We start from the raw sequence: 21063 nt of genomic DNA, 5'->3' as shown, positions 1-21063 counted from the left end.
CCGAAATGTCAGGCATTGAGCTTGAGGATGACTTCCAGCAGATCCCGGTCGCCCACAAGTGGCCTCACCGTGAAGACGCGAATTCCGTCCGGGTCCAGATACAACTCGTTTGAGTGATAAAGATCGGGGCCTGAATCGAAATACCCCCCTACGCCGAAACTCTCATCCAGCGCGCCAGCGTAAGTGAGACGGCAGACATTCAGTGTGCCGACGTTCACGGCTGTCAGGTGGGGGCCTGCAAGTACAATTCGCCCTTGATCATCCAGGCGGGCATTGTTCAGCACAAGGCCGCCACGGTCATGCCTGAGGGTAAGTGGCTGTCCGCCGTTGAAGTTCTGGTCATTTTGCCCTGCATGGTTGAAGCAGAAGACCACCGTAGGATCGATAAGCTGCCTGTCGACTGCGCGGGTAATGACGATTCGATCATCGTTCACATCCATTCCAGGTGACATGCCCGGGGTGTTTGCAAACAGGTTCCGCACTCCGTTATCGGCAAAGCTTCTGTCGAGTTCGCCATTAGCGTTGTAGCGCAGCAACACGACGCGCTCATCTGCATTGAGGGCCAGTAGCAGGAGTGCGCCGTCCTTGAAGAAATGGCCGCGCAGGGTGCGAATACTGCGGCCTGAGCCATCTAGCAAAGGCAAAAGACCACGGGCACGCCGCGAGGTGGAGGCCTCTATCAGTTCTCCTGTTACAGGGTCGATATAGGCGATCCAGGACGCGTGGAACTCACCCTCATCATTGTTCAAGATAGCTTGCACTATTACCCGCAGCTCTCGATCAACCAGGCACATGGGTTGTCGCCGCGAAGGGGGCTGTGCAAAGACTTTTTCTGCTGGCGTGGCCGTGCTGTCTGCATGCCTGGCGAGACGCGCTGCAGCAATCCTGGATGCTCCAGCCAAGCCACCGAGGATGGGGATCCAAGCCTCGCCAGGGTTTGGCAAGGCAACGCCACGGGTACCGAATGACAACACTGGCCTAAATGCGTCATCCAAGCGCGCAATGCTGATGAAGTTCAACACTGCAAAGGTTTCTTCATCGTAATAAGCCGGGATGCCAGCAGCGAAAATGCAGGGTTCCCCATCGAACACTGTATATAACATGCCGCCATATTCGTGGGATTGGTCTGGGAGGTCTTGATCGTACGGGACTTTTACATGGCCAGTGCCTTGGTCCCATTGACCATTGCGCAATACGCGGGTGAACACACGTTCCGTGCCATCACCTTCACCCAGATCACAAAAGACCAGGTTGCCATTGCCGTCATCGGCGAGCCCTGCAACTTGAAGTGATTTAACGTCAGGGTTTGCCGGCGGTACCGGTGGAATACTGGCGATTCCCTGATTGCCGTAAGCAGTGTCAGGTGTGCCGGGTCGATTCTGCTTCATGTCCAAACACTCCATACAAGGCGGGAAGGCACAAGGTAGCGGGATGCCTGTACTTGCGAAACTGACAAAAATGCCAGGTCCATGAACGCGCTTGGATATGGGCAAAACAGCGTTTTACTTCTTCTGGCCGGGGTCTGTTTCCTCACTCTTTGTCGGGTATCATGCGGGCCCCATCATCGTGAGAGGCCCACCCCATGTCCCTGAAAGCCGAACAGATTGCCGAGTACCGCGCCTTCGCCGAGCAGTTGGCCGATGCCGCTGCGGCCGCGATCCAGCCGTACTTTCGCGCCAGCCTGGACGTCGAGGACAAGGGCGGGCGCTTGTACGACCCGGTGACCGTGGCCGACAAGGCGGCCGAGGATGCCATGCGCGCACTGATCCAGGCGCGCTACCCAGAGCACGGCATTCTCGGCGAAGAGGCTGGCGTGGCGGTGGGCAGCAGCCCGCTGACCTGGGTACTCGACCCGATCGACGGCACCCGCGCCTTCATCACCGGCCTGCCGCTGTGGGGCACGCTGATTGCGCTCAATGACGGCACCCGCCCGGTGCTGGGGGTGATGAACCAGCCGTTCACCGGCGAACGCTTCGTCGGTACCCCGGCAGGCGCCTGGCGCAGCGGCACGGCGCTGAAAACCCGCGCTTGCGCCGACCTGGCGGCGGCCACGCTGATGTGCACCACGCCAGACATGTTCGACACCGCCGAGCGCAAGGCCGCCTTCGAAGCCGTGGCCGGCCAGGCGCGGCTGATGCGCTATGGCGGTGATTGCTATGCCTACTGCATGTTGGCGTCGGGCTTTGTCGACGTGATCGTCGAGGCGAGCCTGCAGCCCTATGACGTGCAGGCGCTGATGCCGATCATCGAAGGGGCGGGCGGGGTGATCACCGCCTGGGACGGCAGCAGTGCGCAGGATGGCGGGTGCGTGGTGGCCTGTGGTGACCCGGCGCTGCATGCGCAGGTGGTGCAGATGTTGCGCCACGCCATGTGACCTGCATTGGCCGCATCGCCGGCAAGCCGGCTCCCACAGGTATCTTGCGGCCAGCCTGGACTTTGTGGGAGCCGGCTTGCCGGCGAAGAGGCCATCACAGGCACGCGCCATCGCACTTTTTCGCATTTCCGGGCTCTATGCTTGGCCAGGCCACGCCGATCCCCAGCGCGGCCGCCGACCCTGTCCCGGTGCCGATGGTTGCAAGCAAACCCCTGAAAATCCCCCGCCTGCTGCTGGCAGGCGCCCTGGCCTGCCTGGGCGCCTGTACCCAGCAACAAGGCCATGACATCGTCAGCCAGTTCGGCAACGGCAAGCCCAGCGAGCTGTTCCAGACCAGCGTCGATCGCCTGGCCACGCTGTCCATGCGCGACAACCTGCAGAGCCTGTACCTGCTGATGAACAAGCTGTACCTGCGCAACCCCAACCAGCTGACGCTCTCCGGCTACCTCGACGCCGCCACGGCTGAACGGCAGATACGCCTGGCCATCGAGCAGCGCCAACCCTTGCCGCAGCTGGGCAACCGCCGCGACCTGGCTGCCTTGAGCTATGCCCTGAGCCCGGAGTTTCGCGGTGACCGGGTCGGTGCCTTCATCTACGCCATCGGCAGCATGCTGGTGACCGCTCATGGCGGGCGCACCGAGTTCTACATGACCGATACCCTCGACCCGCTGTTCATCAACAACGCTGCGCGCAATATCGAGAAGGCGACCTGGATGCTGAGCCAGCGCCAGGATGCCAATGGCGTGCTGCTGCTGTTCTCCAACGAGATTTCCGAGGCGGGCAGCAACCTGAGTTTCGCCGTGGAATTCGGCAAGGTCGTCGCGCGCCTGGACCTGTTGGCCGAGCTGCTCGACGAGCGCTACCGGCGTATCGGCCTCAACTATGCGCAGAGCCTTTTGTTGATGAACTTCCTGCCGGTGCAGTAAGCGGCCGATAATCGCCCCAACGCCTGGTACCGCCGGGCGCTATCCGCCCAGCCAATCCACAGATCGCATTGCCCAACCCCGGCCTTTTGCTTAGTGTATCGCCAGGACCGTGACCGACCGCGACCACAGGCCCCCGGCCAGTAGGCAGCGGCGAACAGAACAATAACGATACCGAGTGCCTTGCCTATGGAAAGCCGCCTGCTGAGCGAGCGCAGTAGCGTGTTCCATCACGCCGACCCGTATGCCGTGTCCGACTACGTCAATCGGCACGTGGGCCAGCATTGCATCGGCCTGTCGCGCACCACCCACCCCCAGGCCAGCCTCAGCCACCGCAAGTTCGCCGACCTCGACCTGTGCCGCATCAGCTACGGCGGCAGCGTGCGGGTCACCTCGCCCGCCCTGGAAACCATCTACCACCTGCAGGTGTTGCTCAGCGGCAACTGCCTGTGGCGCGGCCACCAGCGCGAGCACCACCTGGTGCCGGGCGAGCTGCTGCTGATCAACCCGGACGACCCGGTCGACCTGACGTATTCGCACGACTGCGAAAAATTCATCCTCAAGCTGCCGACCCGGCTGCTCGACTCGATCTGCGAGGAGCAACGCTGGCAGCGGCCAGACGGCGGCGTGCGGTTTTTGCGCAACCATTACCGGCTCGATGAGCTGGACGGTTTCGTCAACTTGCTGGCGATGGTCTGCCACGAGGCCGAGGTCAGCGATTCGCTGCCGCGGGTGCAGGGGCATTACAGCGAGATCGTGGCCAGCAAGCTGCTGACCTTGATGAGCACCAACATCCGCCGCGAGCGCCTGGCCAGCCCGGGTGCGAGCCTGGAGCGGATTCTCGACTACATCGAGCGCAACCTGAAACTGGAGCTGGCGGCCGAGACCCTGGCCGAGCAGGCGTGCATGAGCGTGCGTTCGTTGTATGCGCTGTTCGACCGGCAACTGGGCACCACGCCCAAGCAGTACGTGCGCCAGCGCAAGCTGGAGCGGGTGCATGCGTGCCTGGGCGATGGCAGCTGCACGGTGCGCAGCGTGACTGAGCTGGCGATGGATTATGGCTTTTTGCACCTGGGGCGGTTTGCCGAAATCTACCGCCAGCGCTTTGGCGAGCTGCCGTCGGAAACCTTCAAACAACGCCGCTGACTGTGCGGGCCTCATCGCCGGCAAGCCGGCTCCCACAGTATTGTCAGCAGCGCTGCCGTATCTGGACTGCCCTCAAGGGTTGGATGGGTGTCCAACTTCTTGGCGGCAGTCCATACCTGGGGGAGCCGGCTTGCCGGCGATGAGGCCGGTAGCATCACAGCGGATAGTGCTTCAACTCCCGCGCAATCAGCATCCGCTGAATCTCGCTGGACCCTTCATAGATCTGCGTGATCCGCGCATCCCGGTAATGCCGCTCCACCGGATAATCCTCCAGGTACCCATACCCGCCATGCACCTGGATCGCCATCGAGCACACCCGCTCGGCCATCTCCGAGGCGAACAGCTTCGCCTGGGAGGCCTCCGACAGGCACGGCTTGCCAGCACTGCGCAGGCGCGCGGCATGCAGGATCAGCAGGCGCGCGGCATTGACCTGCACCTGCATGTCGGCCAGCAGGTTGGCGATGCTCTGGTGTTCGTTGATCGGCTTGCCGAACTGCACCCGCTCACGCGAATACACCAGCGCCGCCTCGAACGCCGCGCGGGCAATCCCCAGCGCCTGGGCGGCAATGCCGATACGCCCGCCTTCAAGGTTCGACAGCGCAATCGCCAGGCCCTTGCCACGTTCGCCCAGCAGGTTGGCGGCGGGGATGCGGCAGTTGTCGAAGGTGACCGCGCAGGTGTCGGAGGCGCGGATGCCCATCTTGTGCTCGCTGCGGTCAACCTTGAAGCCTGGGTTGTCGGTCGGCACCAGGAATGCCGACAGGCCTTTCTTGCCCAGCTGCGGGTCGGTCACCGCGAAGACGATGGCCAGCCCCGCACGGCGGGCATTGCTGACGAACTGCTTGGCGCCATTGATCACCCACTCACCGTCCACCAGCTCGGCGCGGGTGCGCAGGTTGTGCGCCTCGGAGCCGGCCTGCGGTTCGGTCAGGCAGAAGCAGCCGATCACCTCGCCACTGGCCAGGCGCGGCAGCCACGCCTGTTGCTGTTCGGCATTGCCATAGGCCAGCAGCGGGCCACAGCCCACCGAGTTGTGGATGCTCATCATCGCCCCGGTGGCGCCGCAACCGGCGGCGATTTCCTCGACCGCCAGGGCGTAGGCGACGTAGTCGGTGAAGCTGCCGCCGAAGTCTTCCGGCACCACCATGCCGAGCAGGCCCAGCTCGCCCATCTTGCGCACCACGCCGTCATCGATCCAGCCGGCCTTTTCCCATGCCTGGGCGTGCGGCGCGATCTCGCCGCGGGCAAAATCCCGGGCCATGTCGCGGATCATGATCTGCTCTTCGCTCAGTTCCAGGTCTTGCATCTGTGTACTCCCAGGCTCACAGGCCTTCGAAGAATTGGTCGACCCGCTGGCGCTGCAGGCCGGCCAAGGTCGGCGGGTTCCAGCGCGGCTGCTTGTCCTTGTCGATGATCAGCGCGCGCACGCCCTCGATGATGTCGCCGTACTGGAACCACTGGCGGTCCAGGTGCAGCTCCATGGCAAAGCAGTCGTCCAGCGAGAGATGGCGGCCACGGCGCAGCATCTCCAGGGTAACCGCCATCGCCAGCGGCGAGCGGCTTTCCAGCTGGTCGGCGGTGGCCAGCGCCCACTGGTGGCTGTCGCCGATGCTCACCGCGCGCAGCTGCTCGATGATCGCGCTCAGGTCGGGCAGGGCGAAGAAGTGGTCGATGACCGGGCGCAGCTTTTCCAGTGGCGCGTCGTCCAGCGTCTGGCTGCCGAGCTTGGCCAGCAGGTTTTGCAGGTCCTTGAGCGGGTTGCCGGTGAAGTTCAGGCGGTCCAGCCCTTCATCCAGGGCCGCGAGCTTGTCGCTGGGCACGTACCAGTCGGCCAGCCCGCAGTACAGCGCGTCGGCGGCCTGCACCTGGGCGCCGCTGACCCCCAGGTAGATGCCCAGCTCGCCCGGGATGCGCGGCAGGAAGTAGCTGCCGCCCACATCCGGGAAGTAGCCAATGCCGACCTCGGGCATGCCCAGGCGGCTGCGTTCGGTGACGACGCGCAGGTCGCAGCCCTGGGCCAGGCCCATGCCGCCGCCGAGGGTGAAGCCGTCCATCAGCACCAGCACCGGCTTGCGGTAGCGGTGGATCAGCAGGTCGAGGGCGTATTCCTCGGCGAAGAAGTCTTCGTGCAGGGTGTCGCCGGCCTTGTAGCTGTCGTGCAGCGAGCGGATATCGCCGCCGGCGCAGAAGCCTTTGGGGCCTTCGCCGCGCAGCACCACGGCCAGCACCTGCGGGTCGTCGGCCCAGCGGTCGAACTGCTGGCGCAGGCTGCGCACCATGTCCAGGGTCAGGGCATTGAGGCCGGCGGGGCGGTTGAGGGTGAGGTGGCCAATCTGGTTGCGGACCTCGGCCAGTACATGAGCCGTTGCCGAGGTGTGAGCGTGCGCGGTCATCGCGTTCTCCCTGCTTTGTTATTGATTTTCCAAGTGAAGTCTGGAGGCCGCTGGAGTATCGCGAGATCCTGGCATGCGAATTTGTCGTACACAATCGGCAAATATGCAGGGGGAGTCTGCGTTTTTGCCTGGGTCGAGTTTTTCAGCGTGGTCAAGATCGAGCGCCGCCCGCGCGGCGCATCGCGGATGAATCCGCTCCTACATTTGTTGCAACGTACCACGGTCTGTCAGGCCATGGTTGCCCGCTCTTGGCGCCCGCCGAGAAATTGCGTCGTACCAACAAGGCTGTCAACCATGGCCTATCAGGCATAGGTACGTTGCAACAAATGTGGGAGCGGATTCATCCGCGATGCGCCGCGCGGGCGGCGCTCGATCTCAACCGCGCCGCCTACCTCAAGCGGCCGCCAACCCTACGGTAACGTGCTCGCGGCGAATGCTCGCCAAGGGGATGGATACCAGCAGCAAGGTCAGCACCACGGTCACGCCAATGCCCCAGGCCGCCAGGCTGAACCCGCCCAGCGAAATCAGCCCGCCGGAAATCGCCGGCCCTACCGCCAGCCCCAGGCTCAGGAAGCTGCTCGCCGCAGCCACCACACGCCCTTCGCGGTCCAGCGCGGCGGCCAGCCCGGTCAGGTAGCTCAAGGCATAGAAGTAGGTAATGCAGATGGTCATCACACCCATGGTGTACATGGGCTTGGAATGCTCGCCCAGCACATAGCACAGGCTGGTTGCGCCGGTCAGCAGGATGGCCAGGATCACCGGCGTGCTCAGCCCGAAGCGCTTGCCGATCATCGCCGCCAGCAATGGCCCGATCAGGCCGATGAAGGACTGGAACGACAGCAGCATGCCCAGCTCGTCACCGCTGTAGCCCACCAGCGTGCCGATGCGCTCGACGAACGCCCAGCCCATGGTGTCGCGGGCCTGGAACACGAACATCGCCAGCATCATGCAGATCGCCGGCAGGCTCAGCAGCACATTGCTCGAGCCCTGGGGCGTGGTGTGCGTGGCGTCGGCCCGCGGCGCACGCTGCTCCATCGCCGGGATCGCCAGCAGCATCAGCGCCATGGTCGCGGCCATCGCGTAGTACAGCCCGGCCAGCCCGAACAGCGCCATCACCTTGGCATAGCCGAGCATCACCACGATCATCAGCAGCACCGAGAGGATGTTCATGTGCCCGGCGATGCGGTCGGGCTGCGTTGCGCTGGCCACGCAGGCATTGCCGCAGGCCAGCGCCAGGCCGGCACCGACCCCGGCCACGCAGCGCACGGCGCCCAGGGCATAGAGGTCGGTCATGTGCGCACTTGCAAGGTTTGCGGCAATTGCCAGCAGGGTGCCCGCCAGCGCCAGGCTGCGGCGCGGGGCGCGGCCCATGAACGGCGCCACCAGCAACGAGGCGAGCATGGTGAAGATGAACTCGGCCGACATCAGTAGCCCGGCCTGGGCTTCGTTGAGCTTGAGGTCATTGATGATGGCGCTGATCAGAAACGGCAGCGCCCACAGGCCGAGCAGCCCCACGCCATAGGCGGAGGCGGCGGCGGAGAACACCAGGCTCCAGCTTTCGGGCAAGGCATTGCGTATTGTTTTTTTCATCGGGGGTGATCCCTGGTTGGCATGCATGGCATTACGAAAAAGCGCGCCAGTATGGCGCGCTCGTGGGCTAAAGGTTTACTGCTGCAGACTTTCGTCGACAGGCGTGCCGTCGTCGTACTGCGACAGCCACGCCACCATGGCATCGCGGTAGCGGGTGAAGCCCTTGTAGTCGACCAGCTCCTGGTCCAGGTCGCGGATCACCCGGTGCATGCGCTTGGCCCACTGCGGTGCGGCCTCGGCCAGCTCCTTGAGGCTGACCAGGTAGGTGCGTACCGGGAACAGCACCGCGTTGCTGCGCGGCAGGCGGTGCAGCGGTTGCAGTTCGATGCGCAGGTTGACCCGCTCGCCGGCGTTCTCCGGCGTCACCGTGGTGCGGTCCGGGGCCCAGTCCGGCAGGGTTTCGGCCGAGGTTTCCAGGCGCGGGTTGACGGTGATCGACCAGTTGGTGCGGCGCACCGGGTGGCCTGGGCGCAGGCGCAGCAGGAACTTCAGGGCGCGCTGCAGGATGCCCATTTCGTGCAGCTTGGGCACCGGGCCGTGGAACTCCATGAAGCTCATGCCCAAGTTGAAGCGCAGCGAGTAGTCGGCGCGCTGGGTGGCCATGCCGGCGCCCATCACCAGGGTTTCGTCACGCTCTTCGAGAAGGATGAACTCGCCCTGGGCCTGGCGGGTGATGTACTCCATCGGCTCCATCGGCAGGGTGCTGGCGTCGCCGAAGGTGAAGGTCTGGTCGATCTGCAGCGGGCGGTTGATCCAGTGCCACTGGCTGCCGTTCTTCTCCAGGGTGAAATGCTCGGGGAAGTCCCGCGAGTAGCACTCCATCAGCAGCTCCAGCAGGTCCCACTGCGCTTCCATCATGTGCGGCAGGGCGGCGTAGTGCACGCCCGGCTGGCTGTCGAGGGTGTGCGCGCGGTGGTGGCACTCGGAGATGTAGTGCTCGTCGATGTCGAACTGCGCGCGCAGGGCGCCGACGCCGAACGGTACATGGGGCTCGACGTTCATCGAGTACATGTACTGGTCTTCCGGGTAGGGGAAGGGCAGGCGCAGGATCGCCTCGCGGCTGTTGCTGTAGGTGTAGTCGTCGCAGTAGGTTTCGATCGGCTTGAATACGGTCATGATGGTTTGTTCTCGTCTCAGAGGTCTACGACCAGGCGGCTGCAGGTGGCGCGGGATACGCAGGGCATGAATTTGCGGCGCTCGAGCTTGTCTTGCTCGCTCAGCCAGTCGTCGCGGTGGTCCAGTTCGCCGTCCAGTTCCAGCACTTCGGTTTCGCAGTAGCCGCAGGCGCCGCCGCGGCACAGGTAGGGCACCTTGTAGCCGGCCTGTTCGGCGGCTTCGAGCAGCGACTGGTCGGGCGGCACTTCGAGGGTCACGCCCTGGCGGGCGAGGGTGACGCTGAACGGCTGGCCGCTGGAGCCCTGCTCGACGAAGCGCTCGTAGTGGATGTGGCTGTCGGTCCAGCCGAGGGCGCGGGCGCTGTCGAGGGTGTCGTCGATCATGCTGTCCGGGCCGCACACGTACACGTGGCTGCCCAGCGGGCGTTCGGCGAGGATCTGGCGGATGTCCATGCGCGCATCGACGCCTTGCACATACAGCTGCACGCGCTCGCCATAGCGGGCCTTGAGCTCCTCGCCCAGGGCGATGTGCTCGGGGCCGCGCACGGCCAGGTGCAGCTCGAAGTCGGCCTGCTTGATGTGCAGCTCTTCCATCTGCGAGTACACCGGGGTAATGCCCACGCCCCCGGCGATGAACACGTGCTGGCGGGCGTGCTTGGCCAGCGGGAACAGGTTGGCCGGCTGCAGGATCTGCAGCAGCGCACCTTCCTCGACCTGCTCGTGCAGGTGGCGCGAACCACCACGGCCGCCTTCGACCCGGCGCACGGCAATCTGGTAGGCGCTGGAGTCGTAGGGCGAACCCATCAGCGAGTAGGCGTTGCGGTGGGTCTTGTCACCGTCCTGCATCACCACCACCACATGGCTGCCGCCGGAGAACGCCGGCAGGTGCTTGCCGTGCGGGTCGACGAAGGTGAAGCGCTTGATTTCCGGGGTCAGCGTCTCGATGCGGGTGACCCGCACGCTGAGGGTTCCGTTATGGGTGTTCACGTGTCGAGCTCCTCGGCAGCTGGCATTTCGCCCGGGACTTCACCGTCGGCCTTGATGCCCTGGAAGGCGGCCAGGCGGCGCGAATAGTGGTCGCGCACCACCAGGTCCAGCTGGCAGCCGGGGCAGGTGAACACGCGGTGGGTGACGTTTTCGGTGTAGGTGTCGCAGTGCGCGCACCACACGCGCCGCACCAGGGTGCCGCTGTGTTCGCGCAGCACCTCGTCACGGTTCAGGTCCACCGCGTTGGCCGCCTGCATGGTGGTGCCGATGAAGCTTTCCGAGCCGCTCAGGTACAGCCGGGTGCCCATGTGCGCGCTGCCGAGCAGCTGGCGCAGGCCGTCGATCAGCGCCTGGTTGCTGTCGAACACCTGCAGCTCGCCGACGTCGGCCTTGCGCAGTTCGGCCAGGTGGTTGTGGCCGGAAAAGGTCTCGGTGGAGTAGAGCAGGGTGCTGGCCTGGCGCTGGGCCGCGGTCATGTCGCCGATCAGGCGCAGCATGGCCGTGCCGCCGCTGCCCTGGCCGGCGACCAGGTGGCGCAGGCCACTGGCCATCGGCTGCAGGCGGTCATAGACCGGGCGGCTCTTGATGCCGGTGATGAGCATGGTGTTTCACCTCGTGCAGGTGCTGGCAGGGCGCGCGGTGAGCGCGCAAAGCCATATTACCTATTGTGTTATATGTTTTATGGCGAACGCGAAAACGGTTTTAGTGCTTGAACATCACATGGCGCACGCAGGTGTAGTCTTCCAGCCCGTACATGGACATGTCCTTGCCGTAGCCAGACTGCTTCATGCCGCCGTGAGGCATCTCGCTGACCAGCATGAAGTGGGTGTTGACCCAGGTGCAGCCATACTGCAGGCGCGCCGCCAGGCGGTTGGCGCGCCCGACATCGGCGGTCCACACCGACGAGGCGAGGCCGTAGTCGGAGTCGTTGGCGTAGGCCAGGGCCTGGGCTTCGTCGCTGAACGGGGTGACGCTGACCACCGGGCCGAACACTTCGCGCTGGACGATCTCATCGTCCTGGCGGGCATCGGCCAGCACCGTCGGCTCGAAGAAGTAGCCCGGGCCCGGCACGCGGTTGCCACCGGTGACCACGCGGATGTGCGGCTGCGCCTTGGCGCGCTCGACGAAGCCTGCCACGCGCTCCAGGTGGTCGCGGGTGATCAGCGGGCCCAGCTCGGTCTGCGGGTCGTCCTGCAGGCCATGGCGAATGCTGCCCACCGCCTGGCCGAGTTTTTCCACGAAGGCCTCGTAGACGCCTTGCTGCACATACAAACGGCAGGCGGCGGTGCAGTCCTGGCCGGCATTGTAGAAGCCGAAGGCGCGGATGCCCTCGACGGCGGCGTCGATGTCGGCGTCGTCGAAGATCAGCACCGGGGCCTTGCCGCCCAGCTCCATGTGCGTGCGCTTCACGCTGCTGGCGGTATTGGCGACGATGCGTGCCCCGGTGGCCACGGAGCCGGTCAGCGACACCAGGCGCACTTTGGGGTGGGTCACTAGCGGCTCGCCCACGCTTGGGCCCTTGCCGAACAGGATGTTGACCACGCCGGCCGGAAACAGCGCGTTGATCAGCTCGGCCAGTTTCAGCGCGGTCAGCGGCGTCTGCTCGGACGGCTTGAGCACCACGCAGTTGCCGGCAGCCAGGGCCGGGGCGAGCTTCCAGGCCACCATCATCAGCGGGTAGTTCCACGGCGCGATGGAGGCGACCACGCCCAGCGGGTCGCGGCGAATCATCGAGGTGTGGCCGGGCAGGTACTCGCCGCCGGCCGAGCCGTTCATGCAGCGGCTGGCGCCGGCGAAGTAGCGGAACACGTCGGCAACGGCGGGGATCTCGTCGTTGAGCGCTGCCTGGTAGGGCTTGCCGCAGTTCTGCGATTCGAGCGAGGCGAACACCTCGGCCTGCGCCTCAATGCGGTCGGCAAGTTTGAGCAGCAGGGCGGCGCGGTCCTTGGGTGGGGTTTGCGACCAGCCATCGAACGCCTGGTCGGCGGCCTGCACGGCGGCATCCACCTGGGCGCTGCTGGCCTCGTTGAGGGTAACCATCACCTCGCCCAGGGAGGGGTTGTAGACAGGCTGGCTGGCGCCCTCACCGGCAATCAGCTGGCCGTTGATGAGTAGGTTTGTTTGCATGGCGGTTCCCTTGAGGGGTTTTATCGTTGTGGTACAAGCCGTAAACATATGAAAACATATCTTAATGTTTGAAGTTTGCCAACTGCCAAGGCGATAATTGGTCGCAGGCGGCAAGCAAGCGGCCGCGCAGGGGTGGCGGCAACCGTATCAGCCGCCGCCCAATCGCTATAAGATACGGAACTGAACGTTTAGCCCCATGCCTCAGGGCCAGGTCGAACACACTGAAAAGGGAGAGTCAATTGAGTGCCCTGAATACTGCCCGCAGCACCGCGTTCATTCGCCTGCGCCAGGAAGGCCGTACCGACGAAGTGGCGCGCAGGCTGGTGGAGGCCATCGAACTGGGGCTGTTCACCGAAGGCCAGCAACTGCCCAGCGAAAGCGAGCTGGCGCTGCAACTGGGAGTGGCCACCGTGACCTTGCGCGAAGCGCTGGTGGTGCTGCGCCAGCGCGGGCTGATCGAAACCCGCCGCGGGCGCAACGGCGGCAGCTTCGTCTGCGCGCCGGTCGAGCTGCCCGAGCCGCTGCTCTTGGCCCGCCTGCGCGAAATGAGCGGCCCCGACCTGCGCGACCTGGGTGACGAGCAGATGGCGATCTCCGGCACCGCCGCACGCCTGGCCGCGCAGCGCAGCTCGCGCGAGCAGCAGGCGCGCATTGCCCAGCACATCGAGTCGCTGGCCCAGGCCAGCACGCGCCTGGCGCGCCACCGCGCCGATGCGCGGTTCCATATCGAGGTGGCGGCCGCGGCCCAGTCGCTGCGCCTGACCCACGCCGAAATGCGCCTGCAGTCGGAAGTCGGCGAGCTTTTGTGGATGGAGGCGGCAGGCGGTGGCGAGGTCAGCGTGATCGAACACGAACACCGGGCGATTCTCGATGCCCTGGTCAACGGTGACGCGGTACTGGCCGGTGCGCTGGCCGAAGCGCATGTCAGCCGCGGCATCAAGCGCCTGATGGCGCTGCGCCTGGAACTGCTGGCCGCAGGCGAAAGCCCGGCCTGACCCCTTGAGCACAACAACGTACAAAAATACCTGCGTGAGGAAATGCCATGTCTACCGCGATCGATAGCGACCCTCTGCTGCTCTGCGCCCGGCAGCTCAACAGCACGGTGGGCACCATCTTCGGCCAGGTGCGGCAGCTGGTGGATGTGGCGGCCGAGCAGTGGCGCCGGGTGCTGGCCGAAGGCCGCGAGCCGGCCTCCAAGGACCTGGCCCTGCTGCGCCCGGCCATCGATGAGCAACTGCTGGCCACCGGCGCCTTCGGCTGCGGCGGCGGGGTGATCGTCGAACCCGGCTGCCTGGCCGACCGCGAGATGCACCTGGAGTGGTGGTACCTGGCCGACGGTGGCAAGACCCTGCCGCTGCGCCCGAACTTCGACCGCCGCCGCGAGAACTTCTACGACTACACCAACATGCCCTGGTACGCCCGCCCGCGCGACTCGCGCAGCAGCAGCGTGGAAGGCCCCTACGTGGACCTCTACGGCACCAACATGTATGTGCTGACCTTCACCATGCCGATCCTCGTCGAGGGCCGCTTCATCGGCGTGGCAGGGCTCGACCTGTCGCTGCACAACCTGGAGAAGATGCTGGTGTGCAGCCTGATGCGCCTGGACAACGAAGCGGTGCTGATCAGTGCCGATGGCCGCATCATCGCCGCAAACACCGCCAACTGGATGGTCGGCGACCTGGCGCCGAAGCTGCTCGACCCCACCCCGCTGGGCGGCGTGCGCCTGGTGCTGGAAGAGCCCGAGGCTGGCTGGTCGCTGGTGCGTTTGCCATCGCCTCGGCGCTGATCGGCCTGCAATCGTTAACCTGAGCGTAACGATTGCGTGCCCGGCTTGATTGATCGGCCTGGGCAGCCCGTCCTACTGTGCCTCCACGACAGCGAACCCGTGGAGTCACCCAATGACCATAACCAACAATCCACCGCCGCAATGGTCGCGGCGGCGCGCCGAGAAGCAGCGCCGCCTCGAACGTGTGCGCCACCTGGCCGACGGTGTGGTGCTGCCTACCGAGCGTATCGTCGAGGCGCTGGAGCTGTTGATCGCCCCCGGCGACCGGGTGGTGCTCGAAGGCAACAACCAGAAGCAGGCCGACTTCCTCTCGCGGTCATTGGCCAAGGCCGACCCCGAGCGCCTGCACGACTTGCACATGATCATGCCCAGCGTCAGCCGCGCCGAGCACCTGGACCTGTTCGAGCGCGGCATCGCACGCAAGCTCGACTTCTCCTTCGCCGGCCCGCAGAGCCTGCGCATCGGCCAACTGCTCGAAGACGGCCTGCTCGAAGTGGGCGCCATCCACACCTACATCGAGCTGTACTCGCGGCTGCTGGTCGACCTGATCCCCAACGTCACCCTGGTCGCCGGCTTCATGGCCGACCGCGACGGCAACCTGTACACCGGCCCCAGCACCGAAGACACCCCGGCCCTGGTCGAGCCAGCCGCCTTCAGCGACGGCCTGGTGATCGCCCAGGTCAACCAGCTGGTGGACCGCGTCGACGACCTGCCACGGGTCGACATCCCGGCCTCGTGGGTGGATTTCGTGGTGGTCGCCGACCAGCCGTTCTACATCGAGCCGCTGTTCACCCGCGACCCGCGCCACATCAAGCCGGTGCACGTGCTGATGGCGATGATGGCGATCCGCGGCATCTACGAAAAACACCAGGTGCAGTCGCTGAACCACGGCATCGGCTTCAACACCGCCGCCATCGAGCTGATCCTCCCTACCTATGGCCAATCGCTGGGCCTGAAGGGCAAGATCTGCCGCAACTGGACCCTCAACCCGCACCCGACCCTGATCCCGGCGATCGAAACCGGCTGGGTCGAAAGCGTGCATTGCTTTGGTACCGAGCTGGGCATGGAAGACTACATCGCCCAGCGCCCGGACGTGTTCTTCACCGGCCGCGACGGCTCGCTGCGCTCCAACCGCATGATGTGCCAGCTGGCCGGGCAGTACGCGGTCGACCTGTTCATTGGCGCCACCTTGCAGGTCGATGGCGATGGCCATTCCTCCACCGTCACCCGTGGCCGCCTGGCCGGCTTCGGCGGTGCGCCGAACATGGGCCACGACCCCCGTGGCCGGCGCCACGCAACCCCGGCCTGGCTGGACATGACCGTGCCCGAGACGATGCTCGAACGCGGCCGCAAGCTGGTGGTGCAGATGGTCGAGACCTACCAGGAAGGCGGCAAGCCCACCTTCGTCGAAACCCTCGATGCGGTCGAAGTGGCGAAGAAGGCCGGCATGCCCTTGGCGCCGGTGATGATCTACGGCGACGACGTCACCCACCTGCTCACCGAAGAGGGCATCGCCTACCTGTACAAGGCGCGCAGCCTGCAAGAGCGCCAGCAGATGATCGCCGCCGTGGCCGGGGTCACCGCCATCGGCCTGCGCCACGACCCCAAAGACACCCTGCGCCTGCGCCAGCAAGGCCTGGTGGCGCTGCCCGAAGACCTCGGCATCCGCCGCACCGACGCCAGCCGCGAACTGCTCGCCGCGCGCAGCATCGCCGACCTGGTGGACTGGTCTGGTGGCCTCTACAACCCGCCCGCACGGTTCAGGAGCTGGTGATGCAGACACTCGAAACCGTGGCGCCGCTGCGCCCCCCTGTGGGCGCCGGCTTGCAGGCGATAGGGCCAGCAAAAGCAAGCACAATCCCGCTGCCCGATCACCTGGCCGACCTCGCCGTCGAGTCCCTGATCGACGAAGCCGAACTTTCGCCCAAACCCGGCCTGGTCGACCGCCGCAGCAGTGGCGCCCACCGCGACATGAGCCTGCCCCTGATGCACGCCTCGGCCCTGGCCCTGTGGCCATGCCTGCGGCAAATGGCCGAAGCCGCCGAGCAGCATGGCGCGGTCGGCCTACCGCTGCGCACCGCCCTGGGCCGCATCGGCCGCGAAGGCGAAGCCCAGATGCTGGCCGCTACCGGCGGCGTCAACACCCACCGCGGCGCCATCTGGGCCCTGGGCCTGCTGGTAGCGGCGCGCACCCTGGACACCCGCGCCGACGCCGCAGCCGTAGCCGCACGCGCCGGCCGTATTGCCCTGATCGACGACCCGGCCGCCATAACCCCCGACAGCCACGGCAACCAGGTACGCCGCCGTTACGGCGCCAGCGGTGCCCGCGAGCAGGCCCAGCAAGGCTTCCCGGCGGTGATCGAACATGGCCTGCCGCAACTGCGCCGCAGCCGCGCCGCCGGCGCCAGCGAAACCCAGGCCCGCCTCGACGCCTTGCTGGCGATCATGGCCGCCCTGAGCGACACCTGCGTGCTCTGGCGCGCCGGCCCGCAAGGCCTGCAAGCCCTGCAGCAGGGCGCCCGCGCCGTGCTCGACGCCGGCGGCTGCGCCAGCCTCGACGGCCGCCGCCAGCTGCGCCTGCTCGACGCCCAGCTGCTGCACATGAATGCCTCGCCAGGCGGCGCCGCCGACCTGCTGGCCGCCTGCCTGTTCCTCGACAAGACCGGGAGCCTGTGACATGGAAACCCTGAACTTTCAATTCCCCGCCGCCGAGCCCGGCCGCGGCCGCACCCTGGTCGGCTGCGTCAGCTCCGGCGACCTGGAAGTGCTGATCGAACCCGGCACCCCTGGCCAGCTGGACATCCAGGTGGTGACCTCGGTCAACGGCAGCAGCGCCCGCTGGGGCCAGCTGTTCCAGCGCCTGTTCGAAGGCCGCAGCGTACCGGCGGTGAAGATCGACATCCATGATTTCGGCGCCACGCCCGGGGTGGTGCGCCTGCGCCTGGAGCAAGGTTTCGAGGAGATCGCCCATGACTGACATCGCCCGCCTGCTGCAAAGCCGCAGCTTCGTCGAACTCGGTGCGCGCCAGCGTGCCCGCGCCTTGCTCGACCCTGGCAGCTTTCGCGAACTGCTCGGCCCCTTCGAACGGCTGATGTCGCCCTGGCTGCCGCGCCAGGGCATCGTGCCCCAGGCCGACGACGGCGTGGTCATCGCCAAGGGCCAGTTGCAGGGGCGCAACACCGTCATCGCCGCCATCGAAGGCGCCTTCCAGGGCGGCAGCATGGGCGAGGTGGGCGGGGCCAAGATTGCCGGCGCCCTGGAGCTGGCCATCGAAGACAACCGCAACGGCATCCCCACCTGCGCCGTGCTGCTGCTGGAAACCGGCGGCGTGCGCCTGCAGGAGGCCAACCTGGGCCTGGCGGCGATTGCCGAGATCCAGGCGGCGATCGTCGAGCTGCGCGCCTATCAGCCGGTGGTCGGGCTGGTCGCAGGTTCGGTCGGTTGCTTTGGTGGCATGTCCATCGCCGCCGGCCTGTGCAGCCACCTGCTGGTCACCCGCGAAGCGCGCCTGGGCCTGAACGGCCCGCAGGTGATCGAGCAGGAAGCCGGCATCGGCGAATACGACGCCACGGACCGCCCGTTCATCTGGAGCCTGACCGGTGGCGAGCAGCGCCACGCCAGCGGCCTGGTGGACGGCTACGTGGCCGACGACGTCGAAAGCATTCGCCAGCAACTGCTGCAGTTGCTGGCCGCCACGCCCGCCGACCGCGCCGGCCAGCACGCCTGGTACCTGCAGCGGCTGGCCAGCCTGGGCGCCGACTGCCCGCAACTGGATGCCGCCGCCGTGCGCGCCCTCTACCAAGGAGATGCCCCATGAACCGTGCCCTGAACTGGCTGCCGGGCCTGGCCGGTGGCGAAGCCCTGGCGGGCTATCCCGCCTCGGTGAAGGTCATCGATGGCGAACTGGACCAGCGCCTGGCGCGCTTTATCGCCGTGGTGCCGGATGCCCAAAACCCATTCCCCCGCGCCCGCTCGGGCGAGGTCGGCCTGCTCGAAGGCTGGGGCCTGGCCAAGGCGGTGAGCGAGGCCATGGCGCTCGACCGCGATGGCGAGAAACGCGCCATCGTCGCGGTCATCGATGTGCCAAGCCAGGCCTACGGCCGCCGCGAAGAAGCCCTGGGCATCCACCAGGCCCTGGCGGGCGCGGTGCAGGCGTATGCCCAGGCACGCCTGGCCGGGCACCCGGTCATCGGCCTGCTGGTGGGCAAGGCCATGTCCGGGGCGTTTCTCGCCCACGGCTACCAGGCACAACGGCTGATCGCCCTGGATGACAGCGGGGTGATGGTGCATGCCATGGGCAAGGCGGCGGCGGCGCGCATCACCCTGCGCAGCGTCGAACAGCTCGAAGCCCTGGCCGCCGAAGTGCCTCCCATGGCCTACGACCTGGCCAGCTATGCCTCGCTGGGCCTGTTGTGGCGGCGCCTGAGCGTGGACAACGCCGATGCGCCGACGGCGGCCGACCTGGCGCAGGTACGTGCCTGCCTGGCCGAAGCCGTGCGCGATATCGGCCGCTGCACCGACCTGTCGTCGCGCCTGGCCGGCGAGCATCGCAGCGCCTCCCGCGAGGTGCGGGCACGCCTGCGCAGCCAATGGCAGGAGGCCTGAGATGAACGCCCCGCAGCCCCATGACCTGCTTTGGGGAATGCCCCCGGCAGCGTTGCCCGCCGACGCCCCGGCCTGGGCCCGCCAGGTACTCGCGGCCGGCCAGCCGGTGGTGGTACGCCGGGCCGTGTGCGCCGAGGGCTGGGTGGCCGTGGGCCTGCGCGGGGCAGGGCGGGAACAGCGCCTGGGCGTGCAGATGCCGCTGGCCGACATTGCCCGCCAGCTCAGCCCCGAAGCGCTGCGCTGGCAGGGTGACAGCCCCTGGGCTGCCTTGCAGGCGCTGGCCAGCGTGGCGCCCGTGCTCGATGCCAGCGGGCTGGCCTGGGGGCCGACCGGCAGCGTCGGTTATCAATTGGCCACGGGCGTTGGCGCAGTACACGCTGCCAGCGACCTCGATGTGCTGCTGCGCACGCCGCAACCCCTGGCCCGGACCAAGGCGCGCGAGCTGCTGGATATTCTCGATTGCGGCCCTTGCCGCATCGACGTGCAGCTGCAAACCCCGGCCGGCGCCATCGCCCTGCGCGAATGGGCCGGCATGGCGCGGCGCGTGCTGCTCAAGTCGGCCAGCGGCGCGCAGCTGGTGGCCGACCCGTGGGCGTTGCTGGAGTGCGCAGCGTGAGCAGCCTGTTCGCCTTCCCCGGCCAGGGCGCCCAGCAGGCGGGGATGCTGCACCGCCTGCCCGAGGGCAGCGCGGCGCTGCTGGAGGAGGCCAGCGATGCGTTGCATCAGCAGGTGCTGGCGCTGGACACCGCGCAAGCGCTGCAGACGACCCAGGCCGTGCAGCTCTGCCTGCTGCTGGCCGGGGTCGCCTGGGCGCGCTGGCTGATGCAGCGCAGCCCGGCGCCGGACTATGTGGCCGGGTTGTCGATCGGCGCCTACCCAGCCGCCGTCGCCGCCGGCGCTCTGGCCTTTGCCGATGCCGTGCGCCTGGTGGCGCTGCGCGGCAAGCTGATGCACTGCGCCTACCCGCAGGGCTACGGCATGACCGCCCTCAGCGGCCTCGACCAGGCGCGTGTCGAACACTTGCTGGCCGAGGTGGGCGGCGAGGTGTACCTGGCCAACCTCAACAGCGACAACCAGTTCGTCATCGCCGGCAGCGACAGCGCCATGGCCGCGGTCGCCGCCCGCGCCCGCCGCCTTGGCCAGGGCGTGGCCCGGCGCCTGGCGGTCAGCGTGCCGTCGCACTGCGCGTTGCTCGACGGCCCGGCCGCCGAGCTGGCCGCAGCCTTCGCCCAGGTGCAGCTGCGCCGCCCGCGCATCACCTACCTGAGCGGCAGCAGCGCCCGGCCGATCCACGACCCGCAACGCCTGCGCGATGACCTCGCCGGCAACATGGCGCGGCAGGTGGATTGGCGTGCCACGCTGCGCAACGCCTATGAACGCGGGGTGCGCCTGCACCTGGAGATGCCGCCTGGCAGCGTGCTCAGCGGCCTGGCCCGGCCGGTGTTCGAACAGGGCAGGGTGGTGGCCGTCGAGGGCACCCGGGCCGACACCGTCGATGCGCTGTTGCGCCAGGAGGTGGCCGACAACCGATGACGGCGCTGCAACTCGAAGAACAACAACAACCAACTTCGATACAAGCTGAGGACAACAACAATGATCATCTATGGTGTGGCTCTGCTGGCGGTGTGCACCCTCGCCGGCGTCATCGTCGGCGACTTCCTGGGCGTGCTGCTGGGCGTCAAATCCAATGTGGGCGGGGTCGGCATCGCCATGATCCTGCTGATCTGCGCACGGCTGTACATGCAGCGCCAGGGCGGCATGAGCAAGGAGTGCGAGTTCGGCGTCGGTTTCTGGGGCGCCATGTACATCCCGGTGGTGGTGGCCATGGCTGCCCAGCAGAACGTGGTCACCGCCCTGCACGGCGGGCCGGTGGCGCTGCTGGCGGCCATTGGCGCGGTGCTGGTGTGTGGCCTGACCATCGCCCTGATCAGCCGCAGCCACCGCGGCGAGCCGTTGCCGGCGCTGGAGGCACCCACCCCTGAGACTGCGCAGGTAGCCCCTGCAGGAGGGCGCTGA

Annotated in this window: 21 protein-coding genes; 13 read left to right on the top strand and 8 right to left on the bottom strand. The window is 66.8% G+C overall.

Going from position 1 to position 21063, the window contains the following annotated elements:
• Positions 1 to 8 precede the first annotated feature (8 nt).
• Positions 9 to 1388, bottom strand: a complete 1380-nt coding sequence (locus ACIPG5_RS18645) for a hypothetical protein (protein ID WP_401376990.1) — start codon at positions 1386 to 1388, stop codon at positions 9 to 11.
• A gap of 194 nt (positions 1389 to 1582) precedes the next feature.
• On the opposite strand from ACIPG5_RS18645, the gene hisN reads away from it, so the two are divergent.
• The 3 genes from hisN (at position 1583) to ACIPG5_RS18630 (ending at position 4443) form a co-directional block, all read left to right on the top strand.
• Positions 1583 to 2374, top strand: coding sequence for a histidinol-phosphatase (gene hisN / locus ACIPG5_RS18640; protein WP_401376987.1), 792 nt, complete (start codon positions 1583 to 1585; stop codon positions 2372 to 2374).
• A gap of 194 nt (positions 2375 to 2568) precedes the next feature.
• Positions 2569 to 3300, top strand: a complete 732-nt coding sequence (locus ACIPG5_RS18635; RefSeq protein WP_236236336.1) for a hypothetical protein — start codon at positions 2569 to 2571, stop codon at positions 3298 to 3300.
• 186 nt (positions 3301 to 3486) lie between these two features.
• Positions 3487 to 4443: an AraC family transcriptional regulator gene (locus tag ACIPG5_RS18630; protein ID WP_176510831.1), complete on the top strand. Its 957-nt coding sequence runs from the start codon at positions 3487 to 3489 to the stop codon at positions 4441 to 4443.
• A 154-nt stretch (positions 4444 to 4597) separates the two neighbouring features.
• On the opposite strand, the gene ACIPG5_RS18625 is transcribed toward ACIPG5_RS18630, so the two are convergent.
• The 7 genes from ACIPG5_RS18625 to ACIPG5_RS18595 all read right to left on the bottom strand — a co-directional run bounded on the left by ACIPG5_RS18625 (position 4598) and on the right by ACIPG5_RS18595 (position 12655).
• A complete protein-coding gene (locus ACIPG5_RS18625) occupies positions 4598 to 5749 on the bottom strand; it encodes an acyl-CoA dehydrogenase family protein (RefSeq protein ID WP_401376982.1) in 1152 nt (383 codons plus the stop codon).
• A 16-nt stretch (positions 5750 to 5765) separates the two neighbouring features.
• Positions 5766 to 6836 (bottom strand): enoyl-CoA hydratase/isomerase family protein, encoded by a 1071-nt coding sequence (locus ACIPG5_RS18620; protein WP_176510829.1) that lies wholly within the window; start codon positions 6834 to 6836, stop codon positions 5766 to 5768.
• A gap of 393 nt (positions 6837 to 7229) precedes the next feature.
• Positions 7230 to 8426: an MFS transporter gene (locus tag ACIPG5_RS18615; protein WP_401376978.1), complete on the bottom strand. Its 1197-nt coding sequence runs from the start codon at positions 8424 to 8426 to the stop codon at positions 7230 to 7232.
• A gap of 75 nt (positions 8427 to 8501) precedes the next feature.
• Positions 8502 to 9542 (bottom strand): heme-dependent oxidative N-demethylase family protein, encoded by a 1041-nt coding sequence (locus ACIPG5_RS18610; RefSeq protein WP_401376975.1) that lies wholly within the window; start codon positions 9540 to 9542, stop codon positions 8502 to 8504.
• A 17-nt stretch (positions 9543 to 9559) separates the two neighbouring features.
• On the bottom strand, positions 9560 to 10528 hold the full coding sequence (locus tag ACIPG5_RS18605; protein WP_176510987.1) for a PDR/VanB family oxidoreductase: 969 nt from the start codon (positions 10526 to 10528) through the stop codon (positions 9560 to 9562).
• On the bottom strand, positions 10525 to 11130 hold the full coding sequence (locus ACIPG5_RS18600) for a dimethylamine monooxygenase subunit DmmA family protein (protein ID WP_176510986.1): 606 nt from the start codon (positions 11128 to 11130) through the stop codon (positions 10525 to 10527). Before ACIPG5_RS18600 ends, ACIPG5_RS18605 begins: the two co-directional genes overlap by 4 nt.
• 100 nt (positions 11131 to 11230) lie before the next feature.
• Positions 11231 to 12655, bottom strand: a complete 1425-nt coding sequence (locus ACIPG5_RS18595) for a gamma-aminobutyraldehyde dehydrogenase (RefSeq protein ID WP_401376972.1) — start codon at positions 12653 to 12655, stop codon at positions 11231 to 11233.
• Between the two features lie 239 nt (positions 12656 to 12894).
• Between ACIPG5_RS18595 and ACIPG5_RS18590 the strand changes: the two genes are divergently transcribed.
• From ACIPG5_RS18590 to madL, 10 genes are all read left to right on the top strand, one after another.
• Entirely contained in the window at positions 12895 to 13650 is a 756-nt protein-coding gene (locus tag ACIPG5_RS18590; RefSeq protein ID WP_176510984.1) for a FadR/GntR family transcriptional regulator, read from the top strand.
• 47 nt (positions 13651 to 13697) lie between these two features.
• Positions 13698 to 14441, top strand: coding sequence for a cache domain-containing protein (locus ACIPG5_RS18585; protein ID WP_236236308.1), 744 nt, complete (start codon positions 13698 to 13700; stop codon positions 14439 to 14441).
• 112 nt (positions 14442 to 14553) lie between these two features.
• Positions 14554 to 16215, top strand: coding sequence for a malonate decarboxylase subunit alpha (mdcA, locus tag ACIPG5_RS18580; RefSeq protein ID WP_236236309.1), 1662 nt, complete (start codon positions 14554 to 14556; stop codon positions 16213 to 16215).
• A complete protein-coding gene (locus ACIPG5_RS18575; RefSeq protein WP_401376967.1) occupies positions 16215 to 17117 on the top strand; it encodes a triphosphoribosyl-dephospho-CoA synthase in 903 nt (300 codons plus the stop codon). Before mdcA ends, ACIPG5_RS18575 begins: the two co-directional genes overlap by 1 nt.
• Position 17118: 1 nt before the next feature.
• Positions 17119 to 17418: a malonate decarboxylase subunit delta gene (locus ACIPG5_RS18570; protein ID WP_176510980.1), complete on the top strand. Its 300-nt coding sequence runs from the start codon at positions 17119 to 17121 to the stop codon at positions 17416 to 17418.
• Entirely contained in the window at positions 17411 to 18259 is an 849-nt protein-coding gene (locus tag ACIPG5_RS18565) for a biotin-independent malonate decarboxylase subunit beta (protein WP_401376964.1), read from the top strand. The genes ACIPG5_RS18570 and ACIPG5_RS18565 overlap by 8 nt, the downstream gene beginning before the upstream one ends.
• The gene (mdcE, locus tag ACIPG5_RS18560; RefSeq protein WP_176510978.1) at positions 18256 to 19047 is read left to right on the top strand and encodes a biotin-independent malonate decarboxylase subunit gamma; all 792 of its coding nucleotides are present in this window, start codon (positions 18256 to 18258) and stop codon (positions 19045 to 19047) included. The genes ACIPG5_RS18565 and mdcE overlap by 4 nt, the downstream gene beginning before the upstream one ends.
• Before the next feature lies 1 nt (position 19048).
• Positions 19049 to 19663 (top strand): malonate decarboxylase holo-ACP synthase, encoded by a 615-nt coding sequence (locus tag ACIPG5_RS18555; protein ID WP_401376961.1) that lies wholly within the window; start codon positions 19049 to 19051, stop codon positions 19661 to 19663.
• Positions 19660 to 20580 carry a malonate decarboxylase subunit epsilon gene (gene mdcH, locus ACIPG5_RS18550; protein ID WP_401376959.1) on the top strand — a complete coding sequence of 307 codons (921 nt, stop codon included), beginning with the start codon at positions 19660 to 19662 and terminating at the stop codon, positions 20578 to 20580. The genes ACIPG5_RS18555 and mdcH overlap by 4 nt, the downstream gene beginning before the upstream one ends.
• Positions 20581 to 20640: 60 nt before the next feature.
• Positions 20641 to 21063, top strand: a complete 423-nt coding sequence (gene madL, locus ACIPG5_RS18545; RefSeq protein ID WP_401376956.1) for a malonate transporter subunit MadL — start codon at positions 20641 to 20643, stop codon at positions 21061 to 21063.

The sequence above is a fragment of the Pseudomonas sp. NPDC087029 genome (assembly GCF_044745345.1).
Classification (GTDB): domain Bacteria; phylum Pseudomonadota; class Gammaproteobacteria; order Pseudomonadales; family Pseudomonadaceae; genus Aquipseudomonas; species Aquipseudomonas faucium.
The sequence above is the reverse complement of the archived record's forward strand: the minus strand, read 5'-3'. Positions and strand labels throughout refer to the sequence as shown.